Here is a 21,825-nt window from a genome sequence, read left to right on the forward strand (position 1 = left end):
ACCCGCCCCGCGATGATGCGCACCCTGGGCCAGATCGGCTTCCAGCAGTCCTACACCTACTTCACCTGGCGCAACACCAAGCAGGAACTCACCGAGTACCTCACCGAGTTGTCGGGCGAGGCCGCCGCCTCCATGCGCCCGAACTTCTTCGCCAACACCCCCGACATCCTCCACGAGTACCTCCAGCACGGCGGACGCCCCGCCTTCGAGGTCCGCGCCGTCCTCGCCGCGACCCTCTCCCCCACCTGGGGCATCTACAGCGGCTACGAACTCTGCGAGAACACCCCCCTGCGCCCCGGCTCCGAGGAATACCTCGACTCCGAGAAGTACCAGATCAAGACCCGCGACTGGGACGCCGCCGCCCGCGAGGGCCGCACCATCGCCCCCCTCGTCACCCGCCTCAACACGGTCCGGCGCGCGCACCCGGCGCTGCGGCAGCTGCGCAACCTGCGCTTCCACCACACCGACAACGACGCGGTGATCGCCTACAGCAAGCGCAGCGGCGAGGACACGGTCCTGGTGGTCGCCAACCTGGACCCGCACCACGCGCAGGAGGCCACCGTCTCGCTCGACATGGCCCAACTCGGGCTGTGCCAACACGACTCGGTGGTCGCGCGGGACGAGATCACCGGCGAGACCTACCGCTGGGGCAGCGACAACTACGTGCGCCTCGACCCCCGTCGGGCGCCCGCCCACGTCCTGCACGTGCGGCCCGCCGCCGGCCAGGCCCTGAGCGGAGGGGTTTCGTGACCGTCAACGGGCCGGTGCCGGACACCTTCGAGGACACCCCCGTCAGGGACCGTGACCCCGAGTGGTTCAAGCGCGCCGTGTTCTACGAGGTGCTGGTCCGCTCCTTCCAGGACAGCAACGGCGACGGCGTCGGCGACCTGCGCGGTCTCACCAGCAGGCTGGACTACCTCCAGTGGCTCGGTGTGGACTGCCTGTGGCTGCCGCCGTTCTTCAAGTCCCCGCTGCGAGACGGCGGTTACGACGTCTCGGACTACACCGCCGTCCTCCCCGAGTTCGGCGACCTCGCCGACTTCGTCGAGTTCGTCGACGCCGCCCACCAGCGCGGCATGCGCGTCATCATCGACTTCGTCATGAACCACACCAGCGACCAGCACCCGTGGTTCCAGGAGTCCCGCAAGGACCCCGACGGCCCCTACGGCGACTACTACGTCTGGGCCGACGACGACAAGCAGTTCCCCGACGCGCGGATCATCTTCGTCGACACCGAGGCGTCCAACTGGACCCACGACCCGGTGCGCGGTCAGTACTACTGGCACCGCTTCTTCTCCCACCAGCCGGACCTCAACTACGAGAACCCGGCGGTCCAGGAGGAGATCCTGGCGGCCCTGAAGTTCTGGCTGGACCTGGGCATCGACGGCTTCCGGCTCGACGCGGTCCCGTACCTGTACCAGCAGGAGGGGACCAACTGCGAGAACCTGGCGGCCACGCACGCGTTCCTGAAGCGGGTGCGGCGCGAGATCGACGCGATGTACCCGGACACCGTGCTGCTGGCCGAGGCGAACCAGTGGCCGGAGGACGTCGTCGACTACTTCGGCGACTACCAACAGGGCGGCGACGAATGCCACATGGCGTTCCACTTCCCCGTCATGCCCCGCATCTTCATGGCCGTGCGCCGTGAGTCCCGCTACCCCGTCTCGGAAGTCCTCGCGAAGACCCCGGCCATCCCCTCGGGCTGCCAGTGGGGCATCTTCCTGCGCAACCACGACGAGCTGACCCTCGAAATGGTCACCGACGAGGAACGCGACTACATGTACGCGGAGTACGCCAAGGATCCGCGGATGCGCGCCAACATCGGCATCCGCCGCCGCCTCGCGCCCCTCCTCGACAACGACCAGAACCAGATCGAACTGTTCACCGCGCTGCTGCTCGCCCTGCCCGGCTCGCCGATCCTCTACTACGGCGACGAGATCGGCATGGGCGACAACATCTGGCTCGGCGACCGCGACGGGGTCCGCACCCCGATGCAGTGGACCCCCGACCGCAACGCCGGATTCTCCTCCTGCGACCCCGGCCGGCTCTTCCTGCCCACGATCATGGACCCCGTCCACGGCTACCAGGTCACCAACGTCGAGGCGTCGATGTCGTCGCCCTCCTCGCTGCTGCACTGGACCCGCCGCATGATCGAGATCCGCAAGCAGAACCCCGCCTTCGGCCTCGGCACCTACACCGAACTGCCCTCGTCGAACCCGGCCGTGCTGGCGTTCCTGCGCGAGTACGAGGACGACCTCGTGCTCTGCGTGAACAACTTCTCCCGCTTCGCCCAGCCCACCGAGCTGGACCTGCGGGCCTACGACGGGCGCCACCCCATCGAACTGATCGGTGACGTCCGGTTCCCCGCCATCGGCGAGCTGCCCTATCTGCTCACCCTCGCGGGCCACGGCTTCTACTGGTTCCGGCTCTCCCGAGTCGCCTCCCGCATCGGACGACGGCGTTGACCGTCTCCCGAGGAAAGGACGCGTGACCATGCCGAAGACCGCATTCGTCCACCGGACCGCCCCCGGCGCGGCCGACACGATGGCCTCGCTCGGCGATCTGCTGCGTCAATGGCTGCCCAGCCAGCGGTGGTTCGCCGGCAAGGACCGGCCCGTGAGCGAACTCGGGCTGCTGTCGATGACCGAGCTGTACCCGGGCTGCCTGCACCTGCTGGTGCACACCGGGCACACGGCGGTGCCGGCGCCCGGTGGCACCGGATTCTCCGGCGACTGCTACCAACTCCTGCTGGGCGTAAGGGAACACCTGCCGCCCGGTCTCGAACAGGCCGTCGTCGGACGGGCCGTCGGGGGGCCGCTGGCCGGGCTCACCGTGTACGACGCGCTCCAGGACCCGCGCTCGGCGCGGCTGCTGCTGGAGCGGCTGCGGCACCCGGGCACCGCGGGCCCGCTGTGCTTCGAGGCGGACCCGGCGGCCCGGGTGCCGTCCGGGCTGACCCCGCGGCTGCTGGACGCCGAGCAGTCCAACACCTCGCTGGTGTACGGCGACGCGTACATCCTCAAGGTGTTCCGGCGCGTCCAGCCGGGTGTCAACCCGGACCTGGAGGTGCCCCGGGCGCTCGCCGCGCAGGGCTGCCGCCGGGTGCCCGAGCCGGTGGCCTGGTTCCGGACGACCCGTCCGCAGCCCGCCACCCTGGGCGTGCTCCAGCCGTTCCTGCCCGGCGCGTCCGACGGCTGGACGCTGGCGCTGCGCGCCCTGGCCTCCGGCGACGACTTCGCCGCCGAGGCGCACGAACTGGGCCGGGCCCTCGCCGAGGTGCACCTCGCGCTGGCCTCGGCCTTCCCCTCCGGCACCCGCGCCGAGAACGGCCGCACGGCGGCCGCGATGACCGAACGGCTGGAGGCCGCGGCCCGTTGCGTGCCCGCGCTCCAGCCGTACACCGCCGGGCTGCGCGGCGCCTTCGGGGCCCTCGCGGGCTGCGAGGCGGGTCCGCCCGCGCAGCGCGTCCACGGCGACCTGCACCTGGGGCAGGTGCTGCGGACGGGCAGCGACTGGTTCGTCATCGACTTCGAGGGCGAGCCGTCGCGCCCGCTCGCCGAACGGTGCAGCGTCCAGTCCCCCGTCCGGGACGTCGCGGGCATGCTGCGGTCCTTCGACTACGCCGCCCGCCAGCGGCGGCCCTGGCGGCCGCAGTGGGCCGGCCGCTGCCGGGAGGCGTTCTGCGCGGGCTACGCCGCGCGGGCCGGCTGGGACCCCCGCACGAAACACGCACTACTCCGTGCCTACGAGACGGACCGGGCCGTGTACGAGGTGCTGTACGAGGCCCGGCACCGCCCCGACTGGCTCCCTGTACCGATGGCGGCGATCGAACGCCTCGCCGTGAGAGGAGACTGACCGCAAGTGGCCCTCCAGGAGACGTCACCGCCCGAGTCCGCCGGCCCGCCGGCCGCCCCTGCCGGAGCGCCGGCCCCCGCCGCCGCACTGGATCCGGGCGACCGCGGCAGGCTGCTGGCCGGCGCCCACCACGACCCGCACGGCCTGCTCGGCGCGCACCCCGTCCCGGGCGGTGTCGTCTTCCGGGCGCTGCGCCCGTTCGCCCGCTCCGTCGCGGTGCGGATCGACGGCGAGAGCCACGAACTCGCCTCCGAGGGCGACGGGTTGTTCTCGGCCGTGCTGCCGCTGACCGCGGTTCCGGAGTACACGCTGCTGGTGGCGTACGACGGCGACCCGGCCGAGACCCACGACCCGTACCGGTTCCTGCCGGCGCTCGGCGATCTCGACCTGCACCTGATCCGCGAGGGCCGCCACGAGCAGTTGTGGAAGGCACTCGGCGCGGAGCCGACGACCCACCAGGGAGTGACCGGCACCCGGTTCGCGGTGTGGGCGCCGAACGCCCGGGGCGTGCGCGTCACCGGGGACTTCAGCTGCTGGGACGGCACCGCGTTCCCGATGCGGTCGCTCGGCTCGTCCGGGGTGTGGGAGCTGTTCCTGCCGGGCGTCGGAGAAGGCGCCCGTTACAAGTACGAGATCACCTCGCGGCACGGCGGACGGTTCCTCAAGTCGGACCCGATGGCCCGGCGGACCGAGGTACCGCCCGCCACCGCCTCCATCGTCACCGCGAGCCACTACAAGTGGCGCGACGCCAAGTGGCTCAAGCAGCGCGGCAAGGTCTCCCTGCACGAGGCGCCGTTCTCGGTGTACGAGGTCCATCTCGCCTCGTGGCGACCGGGGTTGACGTACCGTCAGCTCGCGGACGAACTCCCCGCGTACGTACGCGACCTCGGCTTCACGCACGTCGAGCTGATGCCGGTCACCGAGCACCCCTTCGGCGGCTCGTGGGGCTACCAGGTCACCGGGTTCTACGCCCCGACGTCCCGGCTGGGCACCCCGGACGACTTCAAGTACCTGGTGGACGCGCTGCACCGGGCCGGGATCGGCGTCATCATGGACTGGGTGCCGGCCCACTTCCCCAAGGACGACTGGGCGTTGGCCCGCTTCGACGGCGACCCGCTCTACGAGCCCGGGGACGACCGGCGGGCCGAGCACCCCGACTGGGGGACCTACGAGTTCGACCTCGGCCGCACCGAGGTGCGCAACTTCCTTGTCGCCAACGCCGTTTACTGGTGCGAGGAGTTCCACATCGACGGCCTGCGCGTCGACGCCGTGGCCTCCATGCTCTACCTCGACTACTCGCGCGACTCGGGCGGGTGGAGCCCCAACGTGTTCGGGGGCCGCGAGGACCTGGACGCGATGCGGTTCCTCCAGGAGATGAACGCGACCGTCTACCGCAGGGTGCCCGGCGTCGTGACGATCGCCGAGGAGTCCACCGCGTGGGACGGCGTGACCCGCCCGACGGACTCGGGCGGTCTCGGGTTCGGGTTCAAGTGGAACATGGGCTGGATGCACGACTCGCTGGAGTACATCGGCAAGGAGCCGGTGCACCGCCGCTACCACCACAACGAGATGACGTTCTCGATGGTGTACGCGTACAGCGAGAACTACGTGCTGCCGATCTCGCACGACGAGGTCGTGCACGGCAAGCAGGCCCTGGTCTCCAAGATGCCCGGCGACTGGTGGCAGCGGCGCGCGAACCACCGTGCCTACCTCGCCTTCATGTGGGCCCACCCTGGCAAGCAACTCCTGTTCATGGGACAGGAGTTCGCGCAGGGCGACGAGTGGTCGGTGGACCGCGGACCCGACTGGTGGCTGCTCGACCCGGCGTACGGCGCGCAGGCCGACCACCGCGGGGTGCGGGATTTGGTGCGCGACCTGAACACCGTCTACCGCGACACCCCGGCGCTGTGGCGCCTGGACACCGATCCGGCCGGGTTCCGCTGGGTGGTCGGTGACGCCGCGGAGGACAACGTCTTCGCGTTCCTGCGCCTGGACTCCGACGGCTCGCCGCTGCTCGCGGTGTGCAACTTCTCGCCCGTCGTGCGCCACGGCTACCGGCTCGGCGTCCCGGACACCGGGTCCGCGTGGACGGAGACGCTGAACACCGACTCCCTCGTCTACGGCGGCAGCGACGTGCTCAACCCCGGGCCGATCGAAGCGGAGGACGGCTGCGTGACGATCACGCTGCCGCCGCTCGCGACGGTCTGGCTCACGCCCGCCGCGGGCTGACGGCGGACAGGAGGGGCCGGGGACGCGGAACGCCGCGGCCCCGGCCCCTCCCGCGCACAGGTGTCCCGGTTCCGTCCCGGGGCAGTCGTGCCGTACGGCAGGCGCACGCCCGCGCTGCCGAACGGCAGAAGGGCGACACCTCGTGCGCACCGTCGGAGTGGAGGAGGAACTCCTCCTGGTGGACCCGGAGACCGGGGAGCCGAAGGCGTTCTCCGCAGCCGTGCTCGCTCGCGCCGCGCGCGACGACGCGGCGCCCGGCGTCTTCGAGAAGGAGCTGTACGGACAGCAACTGGAGTTCGCCACGCGGCCGCAGGCGGACATGGGCGCCCTCGGCGCGGAGATCCTGCGCTGCCGCGAGGAGGCCGCCCGGCACTCGGAGGACCTCGGCTGCGCGGTCGTCGCGCTCGCCTCGTCGCCGCTGCCGGTGAGCCCCACCCTCACCACGAGCGAGCGCTACGCGTGGATGGAGGAGCGCTACGGCCTGCCGGTGCAGGAGCAGCTCGTCTGCGGCTGCCACGTGCACGTGGCGGTGGACTCGGATGAGGAGGGTGTCGCCGTCCTCGACCGGATCCGGCCGTGGCTGCCCGTGCTGACGGCGATCAGCACCAACTCCCCCTTCTGGCAGGGCCGGGACTCGGGCTACGCGAGCTACCGCACGCAGGTCTGGACACGGTGGCCGTCGGCCGGGCCGACGGAACCGTTCGGGTCGGCGGAGGGCTACCACCGCCGGGTCGCCGACATGGTGGCGACCGGCGCCATACGCGACGAGCACATGGCGTACTTCGACGCCCGGCTCTCGGACACCTACCCGACCGTGGAGGTCAGGGTGGGGGACGTGTGCCTGCACGCGGACACCGCGCTGCTCCTCGCCGCCCTGGTGCGCGGCCTGGTGGAGACGGCGGCCCGGCAGTGGCGCTCGGGTGCCGGGGTCCCGGGCCACAGCGTCAGCCTGCTGCGGCTCGCCGGGTGGCAGGCGGCCCGTTCCGGCCTCGACGGCCCCCTGCTCGACCCGGGGACCCTGCGGCCGAGGCCCGCGCGGGACGTGGTCGCGGCCCTGCTCGACCACGTCGGCGACGCGCTCGCCGACAGCGGGGACACCGACCTGGCCCGGGACACCGTCGCGCGGCTCGTGAAGCACGGCAACGGGGCCCGGGTGCAGCGCGAACTCCTGGAGAGCACGGGCAGTCTGCGGGACGTCGTGGCGGAGTGCGTGATCCACACCAAGGCGTGACCCGCCGGGAGGGGGCGCGCGCGGGCGCCACTTCCCTGTTCCCGTTCCTCACAGGGGTCCCGCTGGGCTACATTCGACCACTGTCGGCACCGCACGCGCAGGCCCCAAGCACGTTGGAAACCGGCGGAGTTCATCCCCTCCACGTCAGGAGCCGCGCATGCGCGACGTCCCCGCTCCGCCGGCCGTCCCCGTGCCGGCCGGCGGACTCGCCGACGGTGTCCACGCCGCGGCGGACCAGGACCCCGGCCGGCCGGTGCTCGCCGTGCGCTCCGACGACGGCACGGGCACCTGGCGGGAGGTGACGGCGGGGGAACTGCGCGCGGAGGTGACGGCCGTCGCAAAGGGCCTCGTCGCCTCGGGCATCTCGCCGGGGCGCCGCGTCGCGATCGTCTCCCACGCCCCGCACACGGCGACGGTGCTCTGCCTCGCGCTGTGGACGGTGGGCGCCGAGCTGGTCCCCGTCCACCCGGCGTCCCCGCCCGACCAGGTCGAACGCGTCCTGCGGGACACCCGGTGCGTCGCGGTGGCCGTCGAGGACGAACAGGGCGTGATGACCGTCGGGCCGCTGTACGCGACGATGCCGCTGCTGCGGCACGTCTGGCAGCTCGACGCGGGCGCGCTCGGCCAACTGGCCGCGCGGGGCGAGGCGATACCGGACACGACGGTGGACTCGCTGCGCCGCATCGTCCTGCCGGACTCGACCGCGGTCGTCGCCCACACGGCAGGCACCACCGGCCCGCCGCGCGCCTGCGCGCTGAGCCACCGCGCGCTGGCGAGCCCCTGCGACGCGCTGCTGGCCGGCTCGGGGCACCCGGCGGCGCCGGCGGGCGAGCGGGCCGCGGTGCTGTCGTTCCTGCCGCCCTCCCACGTGCACGGACTGCTGGTGCGCACCCTGTGCCTGCGCGGCGGCCTGCTCCTCGCGCAGGAGCCCGGCCCGGACGGCGCGACGCCGCCCGAGACCGTCCTGCGCTCCTTCCGCCCGACGTACTTCCACGCGGCCCCCTCGGTCTTCGAGCGGATCCACAGCTCGTTCCTGCGCTCGGCCCAACAGGCGGGCCGCGGCGCCCTGTTCGAGCGGGCGGCGGCCACCGCGCGCGACTTCGCCGCCGCCGAGGAGCGCCGCCGGCTCGGCAGGGGGACCGGCCCCGGACTCGACCTGCGGGTGCAACACGCCCTGCACGAAAGGACGGTGTACCGCTCGCTGCGCGCCGCGCTCGGCGGCCGGCTGTGCGGCGCGTCCTCGGCCGGTGGTCCGCTGGACCGTGAACTCGCCCTGTTCTGGGCGGGAATCGGCATTCCGGTACACGGCGTCTACGGCCTCACGGAGACTGGCGGCGCGGTGACGGCGCAGCCGCCGGGCAAGGAGCGGGCGGGCACCGCGGGAGTACCGCTCCCGGGCTCCGAGATCCGGGTGGCCGACGACGGGGAGATCCTGGTGCGCGGCCCGTCCCTGTTCCAGGGGTACGTCGACCACGAGCGCGGGGCGGCGGTCCGCCCCGGCGCGCCCGACGCGTGGCTCGCCACCGGCGACGTGGGGCGGCTGGACTCCGCGGGGCACCTCACCGTCACCGGTCGCAAGCGCGACCTCCTGTTCACCGGCGGCGGCACCGGCGTGGCACCGGGCGTTCTGGAGCAGCGGCTGCGGATGCACCCGCTGGTGCGGCAGGCCGTGGTCGTCGGCGAGGGCCGTTCCTGCGTGGGCGCCCTGATCACGCTGGACCCGGACTTCCTGGAGCACTGGTCCACGACCGTCGCGGCACCGGGCGACGCGCCGGGACGGGAGGCCCGCGTGGAGAACGCGCTGCGCGAGGAGGTCGGGCGGGCGGTCGCCGTCGCCAACAGCGCGGTGCCGCGCGACGCGGCGATCCGGGTGTTCCGGGTGCTCCCCCAGACCTTCGAGCGGACCGGCGGCCTGCTGACGCCGTCCCTGTCGGTGCGCCGGGACGCGGTCCTGACGCACTACGCGTTCGAGATAGACGCGATGTACCAGGCCCGCAAGCGCCCCGCCCGCCGCCCCGAGCCGCGCGAACCGGCCGGCTGGGACGAGTCGGACAGCGTCTTCCGCTGACGGGGGCACGACGGCGGGAACGCGTGGCACCGCTCCGGATTCCCGCAGGTTTACTTCCGTCGGTTCGTCGCATCCGGAGAAAAGAACCTCTGCCGGAAGTGGACGGGAGCCCGCACCGATGACACACCACCGCCGCCGCCAGGCCCTCCGCGCCGCGGCCGCCGTCCTCGCCGCGACCGGCGGGGCGGGCTGCGCCGCCGCCGGCTGGTGGGCGCCCGCGGCGTCGCTCGGCGTCGGTGCCGTCGTCCTCGCGGCCGCCTCCGCGCACGCGGGTCTCGCGCACCGGCGGACGGTGGCCGACCACCTGCGTGCCCGCCTGACCGCCCTGGGAAGCAGTCCCGGCCCGCTGGCCGTGCCGCGTCCCTGCTGCGCCTTCTGGAAGGCCTCGCGCGGCGCGGTGCACGCGCCCGACTGCGTCCACGCGTCCGGCCTCCAGGCCGAGGTGGAGCGCGGCTGGCGGGAACTCGACGAGGCGTGCTGCCTGCGCGGCTGGGAGTCCCGCGGCGGGGAGCACGACTCCAGGGCGTGCGCGCGGAGCACCGCCGCTTAGGAAGCCTTCCCCCGTCGGGGCCGTGTTCGCCAACCGGCCCTTCCCCGCGCCTCGTTGGGGCCGCACGACACGAAGGGGCCGGTCACGACCTACGTCGTGACCGGCCCCTTCGTGTCGTGCGGCGGGGTCAGCGTCTGCGACCGCCCCAGCCGCTGCCCACGCCCGCGACGTGCAGCGCCAGCAGCATCAGGCCTATGAGCATCACGTTCGTCGACGTGAAGACGTCGTTCGTGTCGATGTCCCCCGCGTTGATCAGGAAGGAAATGAGAAACAGGACAGCAGCCGCAATACCGAGCACGGCTTCTCCTCTCGTCGGTTCCCCGAGGGGGGCTTGGCCGGCGAGGGTCCTCGCCGGTGAGACCCATGTGCCCCCGAACCACGGCGGCAGACCTGCCGGATCCCGGCGGTGGTAAGGAAGTTGTGGCCGGCGGTCACCGTGGCGGGGGAATCGGCGCACAGGGTCCGCGCGGCAGGGGCGCGTAGGCTGCGCACCCCTGGGAACACAGAGAAAGTACGCGACGGCGACCGTCGCGCGTACAGACGGAAGAATCACGGCAGAACGGACAACGGCCCTGCTGAGGCCGGGCGAGGAAGACGACATGGCTACCGAGCCTCATTGGGACGAGACGCTGGCTTCCGACGAGATCCCGGACCGCACGACCCGCTTCGAGGGTGAACTGCACAACGTGACCGGCGCACGCCTCGCCGCGGAGGGATTCCTCCGCGATCTCGCGCGGGCCTCACCGCCGTCCGCGCCCGAATACTGGGACGACATCCTGCTGGTCGTCACGGAGCTGGCGGCGAACGCCGTCCAGTACGCCCCGGGGCCCTTCGAGCTGTGCCTGCGCCGTACCTTCGACGGCGTCCACGTGACGCTGCACGACACCAGCACCGAGCTTCCCGAGCCCCGGCCCTTCCACCCCAGCCGGGGCGGCGGAGGCATCGGCTGGCACCTGGTGCACACCCTGTGCGACCAGGTCAGCGTGGTGGCGGACGACCACGGCAAGGACATCCACGTCTTCCTGCCCTGGTGAGACGCCGCGCGCGGCCCCGGGTGAACGCCGCGCGTCACCCGGTGGCCGTGTTCTCAGGCCTGGTGGCCCGGGTCCTCCGTGTCGGACACCGTGCGGATCGGCACCAGCACGCTGATGCTCTTGCCGCCCTCGGGGCGCAGCCGGATCGTGATGTCCCGGGCCAGCCGGATGATCAGCGGCCACCCGTACCCGTTGCCCTGGTGGCCGACGGGCAGGGCACCGGAGCCGTACGCCACCTCGGGCACCACGTCGCTGCGGTCGTGGACGGTCAGGTGCAGCCCCTCAGCGGTCGGGACCGCCTCGAAGCCGGCCAGCCCGTCACCGTGCCGGATGGCGTTGGTGACCAGTTCGGACACGACGAGCTGGAGGTCGATGAGGTCCTCGTCGCGGGGCCGCCGCGCCGGCGGACACCACTGTCCGCGCACCACCTCCTGCGCGTGGGCACGCGCCGCCGCCGCGCTGGTCACTCCGGGTACGCCCCGCGAGCCGTTCGTGTCCGCCATGGGCATCACTCCCGGGGGCAGTCCGCCGGCCGGTGGCAGCGGACCGGATCCGCCCAGGTGCCCCAGCCGGGCCGGGTCCCTGACGTCCGCGCGTTCCGTACCGGGTTCCGCTCCCGGTCGCTCGTGCCACCTCACCGCTCGGTCACTGCCTGAGGCACCTCCATCGCTGCCGCGACACTGTCGGCAAGGACGAAGAACCCGGCGGTTCCTGTCACGTCAAACAGCCTTTCAATGCTCTCGTTGAACGGCCCCGCCACCACCATCAGCGCCCCCCGCTCCTCGTGCTCCTGGCGAGCCGCGAGGAGTACGTGCAGGACGGACGAGTCGGCGAATTCGGTGCCGGACAGGTCGACCACGGTCCGTACGGAGACCGCTCGTTCCGCGGCGTCGAGGGCCTGTGCCAGTTGCGGTGCGCTCTCACTGTCGATGTCGCCCCCTACCCGCACGACGAACGCCTCGCGTTCGGCGTGGTACGTGACGACGGCCTGCCGCTCGTCGGACATCGGCACACTCTTCCTTGTTCGCACTTCTTCTCGCACCCGGACGCGACGCACGACGCACGCCCCGCGGGTCGCTCCAGCATAAGGAGGCTTCGCCGCGGCCGTGCACCACGGATGCGGGTCAGGGGTCCGGGAGGCCGGACCGGCCCGGCCGTCAGGCCGGTGTCGCCTCGCGCGGCGGCAGCCGGTGGTAGTAGTCGCCGACGGTCGCCAGGTACTCGGCGTCCATGGTCTCGCTGTCGGTGCGGAACCGCGGCGCCTCCTTGACCTCGCTCTCCGTGCAGGAGAGCGAGACCTGCTGCGCCGCCGGGTCGATGCCCGTGACGACGCCCACCGGCACCAGCACGCTGCGGCCGAACTTCCAGACGCCGGTGTCCACGACGAGGTGGCGCATGCCGAAGTGGTCGGCCTCGCGTTCGACGCGGCCGATCGTGCCGTCGGTGGCGACGACCGCGAACCCCGTCGTGTCGGCTTCCGCGGAGTATCCGCTGTCCGGCGTGTAGGACCAGATCCTGTCGATGGCCACGCTGCTCCCCTTCTCCCGGGCGGATCACATTGGCTTTCCGGCACGGACGGCGGCCTCGGACGGCGCCCCCGTGCTCCACAGCTGCAATTACCCTGCCTTTGCCCTCGCATTCGGGGTGATTTCCGCTCGGTCGGGGACGGCCGGGATGCCAGCCCGAACGCGTTCCGGTGCCCGGGAAAAAGCCGCCGTCGAACACCTGGGCGGCCGGCGGGAATTCCGTGCTCCCCGAATGCCGACCCCCGCCGCGGGTGTGTAGTGCCCCGGCATCGGGGCACGCGTTGCCGTGGAGGCCGTCGAGAACGCTTCCGCGGTCCCGCCCCCGTGCGGTGGCCCCACGCTCGTCCGGACCTTCGCGCCCACGCCACGGGTGCCGTCCGGGTCTCCGGCAACACAGGATGGGAAGGAACACACATGACGTCGTCGCAGTCCACCCCGAAGTACACGGTTCCCGGCCTCGGTCTTCAGGACGGCGGTCGCGTGATCGAACTGCTGCGCGTCCGGCTCCACGCGTTGAACGACCTTTCGCTGACGCTCAAGCACATTCACTGGAATGTCGTCGGACCGCATTTCATCGCCGTGCACGAAATGCTCGACCCGCAGGTCGACCGGGTCCGTGAAATGGCCGACGATCTCGCCGAGCGCATGTCCGCCCTCGGCGGCGTGCCCGCCGGCACCCCGGGTGCGCTCGTCAAGGAGCGCACGTGGGACGACTACTCCGTGGGCCGCGCCGACGCGATCGCCCACCTCGGCGCCCTCGACCTCGTGTACACGGGCATCGTCGAGGACCACCGCGCCGCGCTGGAGGAGGTCGGCAAGATCGACCCGGTCACCGAGGACCTCCTCATCGAGCAGCTGCGGTCGCTGGAGCAGTTCCAGTGGTTCGTGCGCGCGCACCTGGAGAGCTCGGGCGGCGTCCTGTCGACGGCCGGTGCCGAGCACGAGGACCAGGCCGCCCGCTCCGCCGGGAAGAGCTCCAAGCGCAAGTGAGACCCCGCCTCCCGGGCCGCGGCCGCCCGGGAGACGGAAGCCGTTCGTGAACGGGGGGCGCCGCTGGACGGCGTCCCCCGAGGGATTCGAAAAATCATCCGGATTTCGTGTGCATGAGGTGAGGATCCCGGGGCAGACGGGCTCTGCCAGCATGCAGTGCGACGAACGGAGTGGGCGGGATGAATGCCGTGACGGCAGGCGGGGCGACGAGCACGGCGCGGCGGTCGGTCACCGAGGAGGCAGCCGAGCGGCTCCCGTTCATAGCCGACCCCTCGAAGGTCCAGCCGAAGGACGCGCGCGAGCTGTCGCGCCGCTTCTTCGACCGGCTGGCGACCCTTGAGGAGGGCACGCACGACCACCAGTACGTGCGCAACACGCTGATCGAGATGAACCTGTCGCTGGTGCGCTACGCGGCCTCGCGGTTCCGCAGCCGCGGCGACTCCATGGAGGACATCGTCCAGGTCGGGACGATCGGGCTCATCAAGGCGATCGACCGTTTCGAGCTCACCCGCGAGGTGGAGTTCACGTCGTTCGCCATCCCCTACATCGTGGGCGAGATCAAGCGCTTCTTCCGCGACACCAGCTGGGCCGTGCACGTGCCGCGCCGGCTCCAGGAGGCGCGGGTCGAGCTGGCGCGCGCGACGGAGGAGCTGCGGACGCGTCTGGGCCGCACGCCGACCACGCGCGAGCTGTCCCAGCTGATGTCGCTGCCCGAGGAAGAGGTCATCGAGGCCCGCAAGGCGGCCAACTGCTACAACTCCTCTTCCCTCGACGCCGCGCTGACCCCCGACAGCGGCAGCGACGGGGAGTCCGTGCTGGCCGACTTCATCGGCCAGGAGGACGCCTCGCTCGAACTCGTCGAGGACCTGCACTCGCTGGCCCCGCTGATCGCCGGGCTGGACGACCGCGAGCGCCGGATCATCCACATGCGTTTCGTCGAGGAGCGCACGCAGGCGCAGATCGGCGAGGAGCTGGGCATCTCGCAGATGCACGTCTCGCGTCTGATCAGCCGGCTGGTGAAGCGGCTGCGCGAGGGTCTGCTGGACCCCGAGGTCGCCTGACCCCCGCGGGCCGCGACCCCCTGCACCCGGCGGCCGGTCCGGGCGGAGCGATCCGCCCGGACCGGCCGCTTCGCGGTGCTCTCGCACGCCCTTCCGAAACCGTCCTCGGTACCCCGGTCCGACGCCCCCGTACCGCTCGCGCACCCCGCGCCGTTCCCCCGTGTGCAACTTCGCGGGATGCTTTGTCCAGCGTGCTTCCGGTGGGTTAGCCTTCGGCGTATTTTCCCATCGCGCAATTCCGTGAACTGCGGAAACGCACGCTGGCACGCCGGAGCGTCCCGCGCTCGGGCGCGGTTCCGAGTCCTCGTCGTTCCGGGGGCTCCCGGGAAGCGGAACAAGGGTGCGCATGAGCGGCAACACGTCCGAGACCTCCGAGGCGGCGCCGGGCGAGCAGGAGCTGAGCACGGTCCCGGGCGACCAGGAGCTGCGGCGGCTGCTGGCGGGTCTGACGGCGGTGCGGGACGGCGACTTCGGCACCCGGCTGCCCGACGACGCGGGCGGCCTGATGGGCGACATCGCCACCGTGTTCAACGGCATGGTCGACCAGTTGTCCGTGTTCACCTCCGAAGTCACGCGTGTGGCACGGGAGGTGGGCACCGAGGGGACGCTCGGCGGGCAGGCGGAGGTGCCCGGTGTCTCCGGGACGTGGGCCGACCTGACGGACTCGGTCAACGCCATGGCGGGCAACCTGACCACGCAGGTGCGTGACATCGCGCAGGTGGCGACCGCGGTGGCCAAGGGCGATCTCTCGCAGAAGATCGACGTGCCGGCGCGGGGCGAGATCCTCCAGCTCAAGGAGACCGTCAACACGATGGTCGACCAGCTGTCCGCGTTCGCCGACGAGGTCACCCGCGTCGCCCGCGAGGTCGGCACCGAGGGACGGCTCGGCGGACAGGCCCAGGTGCCCGGTGTCGCCGGTGTGTGGCGGGACCTGACGGACTCGGTCAACTTCATGGCCGGCAACCTCACCGCCCAGGTCCGCAACGTCGCCCAGGTGACGACCGCGGTGGCCAAGGGCGACCTCTCGCAGAAGATCACCGTCGACGCCCGCGGCGAGATCCTCGAACTCAAGAACACCATCAACACGATGGTCGACCAGCTCTCCGCGTTCGCCGACGAGGTCACCCGCGTCGCCCGCGAGGTCGGCACCGAGGGACGGCTCGGCGGACAGGCCGACGTCAAGGGGGTGCGGGGCACCTGGCGGGACCTGACGGACTCGGTCAACTTCATGGCCGGCAACCTCACCGCCCAGGTCCGCAACGTCGCCCAGGTGGCGACCGCGGTCGCCGAGGGCGACCTCTCGCAGAAGATCACCGTCGACGCCCGCGGCGAGATCCTCGAACTCAAGAACACCATCAACACGATGGTCGACCAGCTCTCCGCCTTCGCCGACGAGGTCACCCGCGTCGCCCGCGAGGTCGGCACGGCGGGCAACCTGGGCGGGCAGGCCACCGTCCGGGGCGTCTCGGGCACGTGGAAGGACCTGACCGACAACGTCAACGTGATGGCGTCGAACCTGACGGGCCAGGTCCGTTCCATCGCGCAGGTCGCGACCGCGGTGGCGCGCGGCGACCTCTCGCAGCGGATCACCGTCGAGGCGAAGGGCGAGGTCGCCGCGCTCGCCGACGTCATCAACACGATGGTCGACACCCTGTCCGCGTTCGCCGACGAGGTCACCCGCGTCGCCCGCGAGGTCGGCACCGAGGGACGGCTCGGCGGACAGGCGCACGTGCCGAACGTGGCGGGCACCTGGAAGGACCTGACGGACAACGTCAACTCGATGGCGAACAACCTCACCGGGCAGGTCCGCAACATCGCCCTGGTGACGACCGCGGTGGCCAAGGGCGACCTGTCGAAGAAGATCGACGTGGACGCCCGGGGCGAGATCCTCGAACTGAAGACGACCATCAACACGATGGTCGACCAGCTCTCCGCGTTCGCCGACGAGGTCACCCGCGTCGCCCGCGAGGTCGGCACCGAGGGACGGCTCGGCGGACAGGCCGAGGTGGAGGGCGTCTCCGGCACCTGGAAGCGGCTGACGGAGAACGTCAACGAGCTGGCCGGGAACCTGACCCGGCAGGTGCGCGCCATCGCCGAGGTGACCAGCGCCGTGGCGGAGGGCGACCTGACGCGGTCGATCACCGTGGTCGCCTCCGGCGAGGTCGCCGAGCTGAAGGACAACATCAACTCCATGGTGGAGTCGCTGCGCGAGACGACGCGGGCCAACCAGGAGCAGGACTGGCTCAAGACGAACCTCGCCCGGATCTCCGGCCTGATGCAGGGCCATCGCGACCTGCCGGTGGTCGCCGAGCTGATCATGGACGAGCTGGTGCCGCTGGTGTCCGCGCAGTACGGCGCGTTCTACCTCGCCGAGGACGGCGAACGCGGGCCGGAACTGCGGCTGGTGGGCTCGTACGGCTATCCCGACGACGACACGCGTCCCGTCCGCATCCCGTTCGGCCGCTCGCTGGTGGGCCAGGCCGCGCGCAGCCGCCGCACCATCACGGTGGACGAACTGCCCGCCGGCTACGTGACGATCTCCTCGGGGCTCGGCCGGGTGGTGCCGACCGCCCTGGTGCTGCTGCCGATCGTGGTGGAGGGGCAGGTGCTCGGCGTCATCGAGCTGGCCTCGGTGACCCTTTTCACGCAGATCCACCGGGACTTCCTGGAACAGCTGATGGAGACCATCGGCGTCAACGTCAACACCATCGTGGCGAACGCGCGCACCGACGAGCTGCTCGGCGAGTCGCAGCGGCTGACCGGTGAACTCCAGTCCCGCTCCGCTGAGTTGCAGGCACAGCAAGAAGAACTCCAGCGCTCCAACGCGGAGTTGGAGGACAAGGCGACCCTGCTCGCCACCCAGAACCGCGACATCGAGGCGAAGAACCTCCAGATCGAGCAGGCCCGTCAGGAACTGGAGGCGCGCGCCCAGCAGTTGTCGCTCGCCTCGAAGTACAAGTCGGAGTTCCTGGCGAACATGAGCCACGAGCTGCGCACCCCGCTCAACAGCCTGCTGATCCTCGCCCAGTTGCTCGCGCAGAACCCCTCGCGCAACCTCACGCCGAAGCAGGTCGAGTACGCCGGCATCATCCACTCGGCCGGCTCGGACCTGCTCCAGCTCATCAACGACATCCTCGACCTGTCGAAGGTCGAGGCGGGCAAGATGGACGTCTCGCCCGAGCGGGTGCCGATGCGGCAGCTCGTCGAGTACGTCGAGGCCACGTTCCGGCCCATGACGACGCAGAAGAACCTGGACTTCGCGGTCCGCGAGGCCCCGGGCGCCCCCGCCGACCTGCTGACCGACGACTCGCGGCTGCGCCAGGTGCTGCGCAACCTGCTGTCCAACGCGGTCAAGTTCACCGAGGAGGGCCGCGTCGAGCTGAGCATCGAACCGGTGGCGGACGGGGAGGTGCCAAGCAGCGTGCCGCGCGGCGGGACCGTCGTGGCGTTCCGGGTCCGCGACACCGGCATCGGCATCCCCGAGCAGCACCTGGAGACCATCTTCGGCGCGTTCCAGCAGGCCGACGGCACGACCAGCCGCAAGTACGGCGGCACGGGCCTGGGGCTGTCCATCACCCGGGAGATCGCGCACCTGCTCGGGGGCGCCGTCACGGTCGACAGCACGCCCGGCCGCGGGTCCACGTTCACCCTGTACCTGCCGGTGGCGCGGCCCGACTTCGAGGAGGCGCTGAGCGGCACCCGTTCCGTCGAGCGCGTGCCGCTCGCCGCCCTTCCCCCGGCGGCCGGGCACGAGACGGTGCCGGCGCCGGGCGGCTCGGGACGGCGGCCCCGGCGGCTGCTCGTGGTGGAGGAACGGCCGCGAGGGCTGCTGACGCTCGTCGCCGAGAGCGTCGTCGCCGACGCCGCCCGCAGCCGCGAGGACGGCGGCCCCGGCATGGCGGTGGACGTCATCACCGCGGTCGGCGCGCAGGAGGCGGCGGGCGCGCTGGCCGCCGAGCCGTGCCACTGCGTCGTGCTGGAACTGGGCATGCCGGACGGCGAGGCGTCCCGCTTCCTGGGGGCGCTCCAGGGCGACTCGGCCCTCGCGGGCGTCCCGGTGCTCGTGCACAGCGGGCACCGCGCGGACCTCGCGCAGGAGGAGACACTGGCGTCCCGCGCGCCGGGCCGGGCGCTGGAGTTCCTGTCCAGCCTGGACGAACTGCGCGAGCGCATCGCGCTGCACCTCTCGGCGGAGGAGCCCGGGGACGTGCTGCCGCTGGTGCGTGCCGAGGAGCCCCGGCTGAGCGCGCCGCGGCCGGTGGACGACGCGACGGCCGGCCGTACCGTCCTCGTCGTCGACGACGACGCGCGCAACCTGTTCGCGCTCAGCGGGATCCTGGAGCTCCAGGGCTTCCGCGTGCTGCACGCCGACAACGGCCGCAAGGGCATCGAGACGCTGGTCGACAACCCCGAGGTGGCGCTCGTGCTGATGGACGTGATGATGCCGGAGATGGACGGCTACACGGCCACCGCGGAGATCCGCTCGATCCCCCGGTACGCCGGGCTGCCGATCATCGCGGTGACGGCGAAGGCGATGCCGGGCGACCGGGAGAAGAGCCTCGCCTCGGGCGCCAGTGACTACGTCACCAAGCCGGTCGACACGCGCGACCTCATCGCCTGCGTCCGCCGCTGGCTGCCCGAGTGAAGCAAGTGCAGTAGACGGTGCCGGTCCCGCGGGGCGGGGCGGGCGCCGAGGCCCGCCGTCCGTCCCACGTCCCCGGGGCCGTCCCGCCGAGGAGCGTCCGCACCGTGAGCATGTCCGAGGAATCAGTCGAGCCGCGCGGCGGGAGAGCCGTCGCCGGGCCCTCCGGGACCGTCGCCGGCGGCGGGGCGGCGGACGTTCCGCCGCCGGATCCGGTGGGGCGGCTGGCGGCCACCGTGGAACGGCTGCGGCGCGAGGTGCGCGCCGCGCAACGGGAGGCCGAGGGGCGGGCCCTGGTCGAGCTGGCCAAGGGCATCCTCGTCGAACGGCTCGGCTGCGGCCCCGCGCAGGCGGCCCGGCAGCTCACCGGGCTGGCGGAGCAGGCCGGGGTGACGCCTCTGGAGTTCGCGGTCGAGGTGATCAACAGGTCGGCCCGGGACCGGATGTCCGAGGTGACCGAGGCGTTCCTCGCGGCCACCGCCGACCCGGGCGGGCCCGCGGACCCCGGGGTCCCCGAGGGCGGGTCGGCCGCGGTGCGGCTGCGGACCGCCGAGAGCGGTGCGCTGGCGGCCGGCGACACGCAGGCGGTCGCCGACTCGCTGCTCCAGCACGCGCTGCACCCGCTCGGCGCGGTCGCGGTGGCGATCTGGGCGGCCGGCCCCGACGGCTCGCTGACCCTCGCGGGCAGCGCCGGGTTCTCCCCCGCCGAGGCGGCGCGCTGGCGCTACGTACCGCCGGACGTCGCGACGGTGGCGCGCCGCACCCTGACCGGCCGCGCCGGGCAGTGGATCACCTCGCCGGCCCGGACGGGGCTGCCGACGGTGGGCCGCGGCCTGTTCCCGGAGGGCGGCCGGGTGGCGCTGCCCGCCGGTACCGGGGGGCGGGTGCACGGCGTGCTGGAGATCGCCTGGGCGGTGCCGCTGGCGCCCCAGCCGCCGCGGGTGGTCCGGCAGATCGAGGCACTGGCCGAGCTGTGCGCGCACACCCTGGAGACGTCGCCGCCCGAGCCGGAGGCGGGCCGGGGGCCGCGGCCGCTGCTGCCGGACACCGCCGAGCTGATGGACCTCGCCGACGGGCTGCACGACCCGGCACTGGTGCTGGTGCCGCACCTCGACGCGTCGGGGCAGCTCGTGGACTTCCGCATCCAGCACGTCAACAGCCGCTTCCTCGACCCGGCCGGCCGCCCCCGCGCGGTCGTCAACGGCGCGCTGCTCCTGGAGGCGTACCCCCTGGCGGCGGGCGACGGCGACCTGTTCCGGCAGGTCGAGCGGGTGTACGCCACGGGAGAACCGTTCCGGGCGCACCGCGTTCAGCTCACCGCGCTGGTCGACCAGGTGCCGCTCTCGGCGGTCGCCGACATCAGCGTCAGCCGGCACGGCGCCGGGGTGCTGCTGATCTGGCGGATCGAGGACGAGACCGCGCGGCTGGCCTCGCTGCTCCAGCACGCGCAGCGGCTCGGCCGGGTCGGCGGCTTCGAGGAGAACCTGCTGACCCGGGAGATCACCTGGAACGGCCAGATGTTCGCGCTGTACGGCCGCCCGCCGTCGAGCGCGCCGGTCCCGCTGGAGGAACTGGCGGCCCACGCGCACCCGGACGACGCGGTCGCGATCGGCCGGTTCCTGCGCACGCTGCTGCACGGGTGCCGGCCCGCGTCGGCGGCGTTCCGGCTCCAGCGCCCGGACGGGGTGACCCGGCACATGCGGGTGGTGGCGGAGCCGGTGCTCGACCCCGACGGCCGGCTGTTCGCGGTGCGCGGCGCCTACCAGGACATCTCCGCGCAGCACTGGACGGAGGTGGCCCTCGCGGCCACCCGGGACCAGTTGGCGCACACCGAGCAGCGGGCCGACGAGCGCAACCGGCTCACCCTCCAGCTCCAGCACGCGATCATGCCGCCGGAGCAGGCGCCGCTGCGGATGCCCTCGCTCCAGGTCGCGGTCCGCTACCGGCCCGCGGAGACCGAGCAGTTGGTGGGCGGGGACTGGTACGACGCGGTGGTGCTGCCCTCGCGCCGGGTGCTGCTGTGCGTGGGCGACGTGGCCGGGCACGGCATGGAGGCGGCGACCAGCATGGTCGTGCTGCGCAACGCGCTGCGCGGGCTCGCCGTCACCGGCGCCGGTCCCGGGCAGCTCCTGTCGTGGCTGAACATCGTGGCGCACCACCTGACGGGCGCCGTCACCGCGACGGCGGTCTGCGGGCTGTACGACCCGGCCACCCGGACCCTGCGCTGGGCGCGGGCGGGCCATCTGCCGCCGGTCCTCGTACGGGGCTCCGACGCGACGGCGCTGCCGCTGGTCCGCGGGATGCTGCTGGGCGCGGTGCCCGAGGCGGTGTACGAGGAGGACGAGGTGCAACTGGCCGTGGACGACACGCTGTTGATGTACACCGACGGTCTGATCGAGCGGCGGGACCGGCCGTTGGAGGAGTCGCTGACGCATCTGCTGACCACGGCGCGGACGGCGCCGCGGGCGCTCGACAAGCAGCTCGACCGGCTGCTCACGTACAGCAGGTCGGACACCGACGACGACACCTGCATCGTGGGCATCCGGGTCGTCTGACCCCGGCCGGTGTCCGCCGCCGGGCGCGCCCGCGCACTCCCCGGGTGTGCGGATTCCGTGCACGAACGGGGTGCATGGTGCCGC

16 protein-coding genes are annotated in these 21,825 nt (G+C 72.5%); 12 read left to right on the forward strand and 4 right to left on the reverse strand.

Translation table 11 applies throughout. The features are described 5' to 3' along the window. From ACFZA0_RS14075 to ACFZA0_RS14105, 7 genes are all read left to right on the forward strand, one after another. A partial coding sequence (locus tag ACFZA0_RS14075) for an alpha-glucosidase C-terminal domain-containing protein (RefSeq protein WP_391015405.1) occupies positions 1-750 on the forward strand: 750 nt, incomplete at its 5' end. Next, positions 747-2,465 (forward strand): maltose alpha-D-glucosyltransferase, encoded by a 1,719-nt coding sequence (gene treS / locus ACFZA0_RS14080; RefSeq protein ID WP_391015407.1) that lies wholly within the window; start codon positions 747-749, stop codon positions 2,463-2,465. The genes ACFZA0_RS14075 and treS, both read left to right, overlap by 4 nt. Before the next feature lie 28 nt (positions 2,466-2,493). Continuing rightward, on the forward strand, positions 2,494-3,855 hold the full coding sequence (locus ACFZA0_RS14085; protein WP_391015410.1) for a maltokinase: 1,362 nt from the start codon (positions 2,494-2,496) through the stop codon (positions 3,853-3,855). A 6-nt stretch (positions 3,856-3,861) separates the two neighbouring features. After that, entirely contained in the window at positions 3,862-6,084 is a 2,223-nt protein-coding gene (glgB, locus tag ACFZA0_RS14090) for a 1,4-alpha-glucan branching enzyme (RefSeq protein ID WP_391015413.1), read from the forward strand. A gap of 142 nt (positions 6,085-6,226) precedes the next feature. Next, a complete protein-coding gene (locus ACFZA0_RS14095) occupies positions 6,227-7,315 on the forward strand; it encodes a glutamate--cysteine ligase (RefSeq protein ID WP_391015416.1) in 1,089 nt (362 codons plus the stop codon). Positions 7,316-7,472: 157 nt separating this feature from the next. Then, a complete protein-coding gene (locus ACFZA0_RS14100; protein WP_391015418.1) occupies positions 7,473-9,383 on the forward strand; it encodes an AMP-binding protein in 1,911 nt (636 codons plus the stop codon). Between the two features lie 118 nt (positions 9,384-9,501). Beyond that, positions 9,502-9,933, forward strand: coding sequence for a hypothetical protein (locus ACFZA0_RS14105; RefSeq protein WP_391015420.1), 432 nt, complete (start codon positions 9,502-9,504; stop codon positions 9,931-9,933). 127 nt (positions 9,934-10,060) lie between these two features. Here the strand turns inward: ACFZA0_RS14105 and ACFZA0_RS14110 are convergent, their stop codons facing one another. Next, complete coding sequence (locus ACFZA0_RS14110) at positions 10,061-10,231, reverse strand: hypothetical protein (protein WP_391015423.1); 171 nt, start codon at positions 10,229-10,231, stop codon at positions 10,061-10,063. Between the two features lie 301 nt (positions 10,232-10,532). Between ACFZA0_RS14110 and ACFZA0_RS14115 the strand changes: the two genes are divergently transcribed. Continuing rightward, a complete protein-coding gene (locus ACFZA0_RS14115; RefSeq protein ID WP_391015425.1) occupies positions 10,533-10,967 on the forward strand; it encodes an ATP-binding protein in 435 nt (144 codons plus the stop codon). Between the two features lie 53 nt (positions 10,968-11,020). Here ACFZA0_RS14115 and ACFZA0_RS14120 read toward each other — a convergent pair whose 3' ends face one another. The 3 genes from ACFZA0_RS14120 to ACFZA0_RS14130 form a co-directional block, all read right to left on the reverse strand. Then, positions 11,021-11,470, reverse strand: coding sequence for an ATP-binding protein (locus ACFZA0_RS14120; protein WP_391015427.1), 450 nt, complete (start codon positions 11,468-11,470; stop codon positions 11,021-11,023). 131 nt (positions 11,471-11,601) lie between these two features. Continuing rightward, complete coding sequence (locus ACFZA0_RS14125; RefSeq protein WP_391015430.1) at positions 11,602-11,973, reverse strand: anti-sigma factor antagonist; 372 nt, start codon at positions 11,971-11,973, stop codon at positions 11,602-11,604. A 151-nt stretch (positions 11,974-12,124) separates the two neighbouring features. Beyond that, on the reverse strand, positions 12,125-12,496 hold the full coding sequence (locus ACFZA0_RS14130; RefSeq protein ID WP_391015433.1) for a PRC-barrel domain containing protein: 372 nt from the start codon (positions 12,494-12,496) through the stop codon (positions 12,125-12,127). Between the two features lie 411 nt (positions 12,497-12,907). Here ACFZA0_RS14130 and ACFZA0_RS14135 point away from each other — a divergent pair, with 411 nt between their 5' ends. The 4 genes from ACFZA0_RS14135 (at position 12,908) to ACFZA0_RS14150 (ending at position 21,741) form a co-directional block, all read left to right on the forward strand. Then, positions 12,908-13,483, forward strand: coding sequence for a ferritin-like domain-containing protein (locus ACFZA0_RS14135; protein WP_391015436.1), 576 nt, complete (start codon positions 12,908-12,910; stop codon positions 13,481-13,483). A 179-nt stretch (positions 13,484-13,662) separates the two neighbouring features. Continuing rightward, the gene (locus tag ACFZA0_RS14140; protein WP_391015439.1) at positions 13,663-14,544 is read left to right on the forward strand and encodes a SigB/SigF/SigG family RNA polymerase sigma factor; all 882 of its coding nucleotides are present in this window, start codon (positions 13,663-13,665) and stop codon (positions 14,542-14,544) included. Between the two features lie 346 nt (positions 14,545-14,890). Next, a complete protein-coding gene (locus ACFZA0_RS14145) occupies positions 14,891-19,189 on the forward strand; it encodes a HAMP domain-containing protein (protein ID WP_391015441.1) in 4,299 nt (1,432 codons plus the stop codon). 104 nt (positions 19,190-19,293) lie between these two features. After that, positions 19,294-21,741, forward strand: coding sequence for a SpoIIE family protein phosphatase (locus ACFZA0_RS14150; protein ID WP_391015443.1), 2,448 nt, complete (start codon positions 19,294-19,296; stop codon positions 21,739-21,741). Positions 21,742-21,825: the final 84 nt, after the last annotated feature.

Source organism: Streptomyces sp. NPDC008150, assembly GCF_042956945.1.
Classification (GTDB): Bacteria; Actinomycetota; Actinomycetes; order Streptomycetales; family Streptomycetaceae; genus Streptomyces.

Bases quoted from the DNA above. Each gene is read 5' to 3' on its own strand.
- ACFZA0_RS14085 (WP_391015410.1), top strand. From the start codon at position 2,494: ATGCCGAAGACCGCATTCGTCCACCGGACCGCCCCCGGCGCGGCCGAC.
- ACFZA0_RS14100 (WP_391015418.1), top strand. From the start codon at position 7,473: ATGCGCGACGTCCCCGCTCCGCCGGCCGTCCCCGTGCCGGCCGGCGGA.
- ACFZA0_RS14105 (WP_391015420.1), top strand. From the start codon at position 9,502: ATGACACACCACCGCCGCCGCCAGGCCCTCCGCGCCGCGGCCGCCGTC.
- ACFZA0_RS14115 (WP_391015425.1), top strand. From the start codon at position 10,533: ATGGCTACCGAGCCTCATTGGGACGAGACGCTGGCTTCCGACGAGATC.
- ACFZA0_RS14120 (WP_391015427.1), bottom strand. From the start codon at position 11,470: ATGGCGGACACGAACGGCTCGCGGGGCGTACCCGGAGTGACCAGCGCG.
- ACFZA0_RS14125 (WP_391015430.1), bottom strand. From the start codon at position 11,973: ATGTCCGACGAGCGGCAGGCCGTCGTCACGTACCACGCCGAACGCGAG.
- ACFZA0_RS14135 (WP_391015436.1), top strand. From the start codon at position 12,908: ATGACGTCGTCGCAGTCCACCCCGAAGTACACGGTTCCCGGCCTCGGT.
- ACFZA0_RS14140 (WP_391015439.1), top strand. From the start codon at position 13,663: ATGAATGCCGTGACGGCAGGCGGGGCGACGAGCACGGCGCGGCGGTCG.
- ACFZA0_RS14145 (WP_391015441.1), top strand. From the start codon at position 14,891: ATGAGCGGCAACACGTCCGAGACCTCCGAGGCGGCGCCGGGCGAGCAG.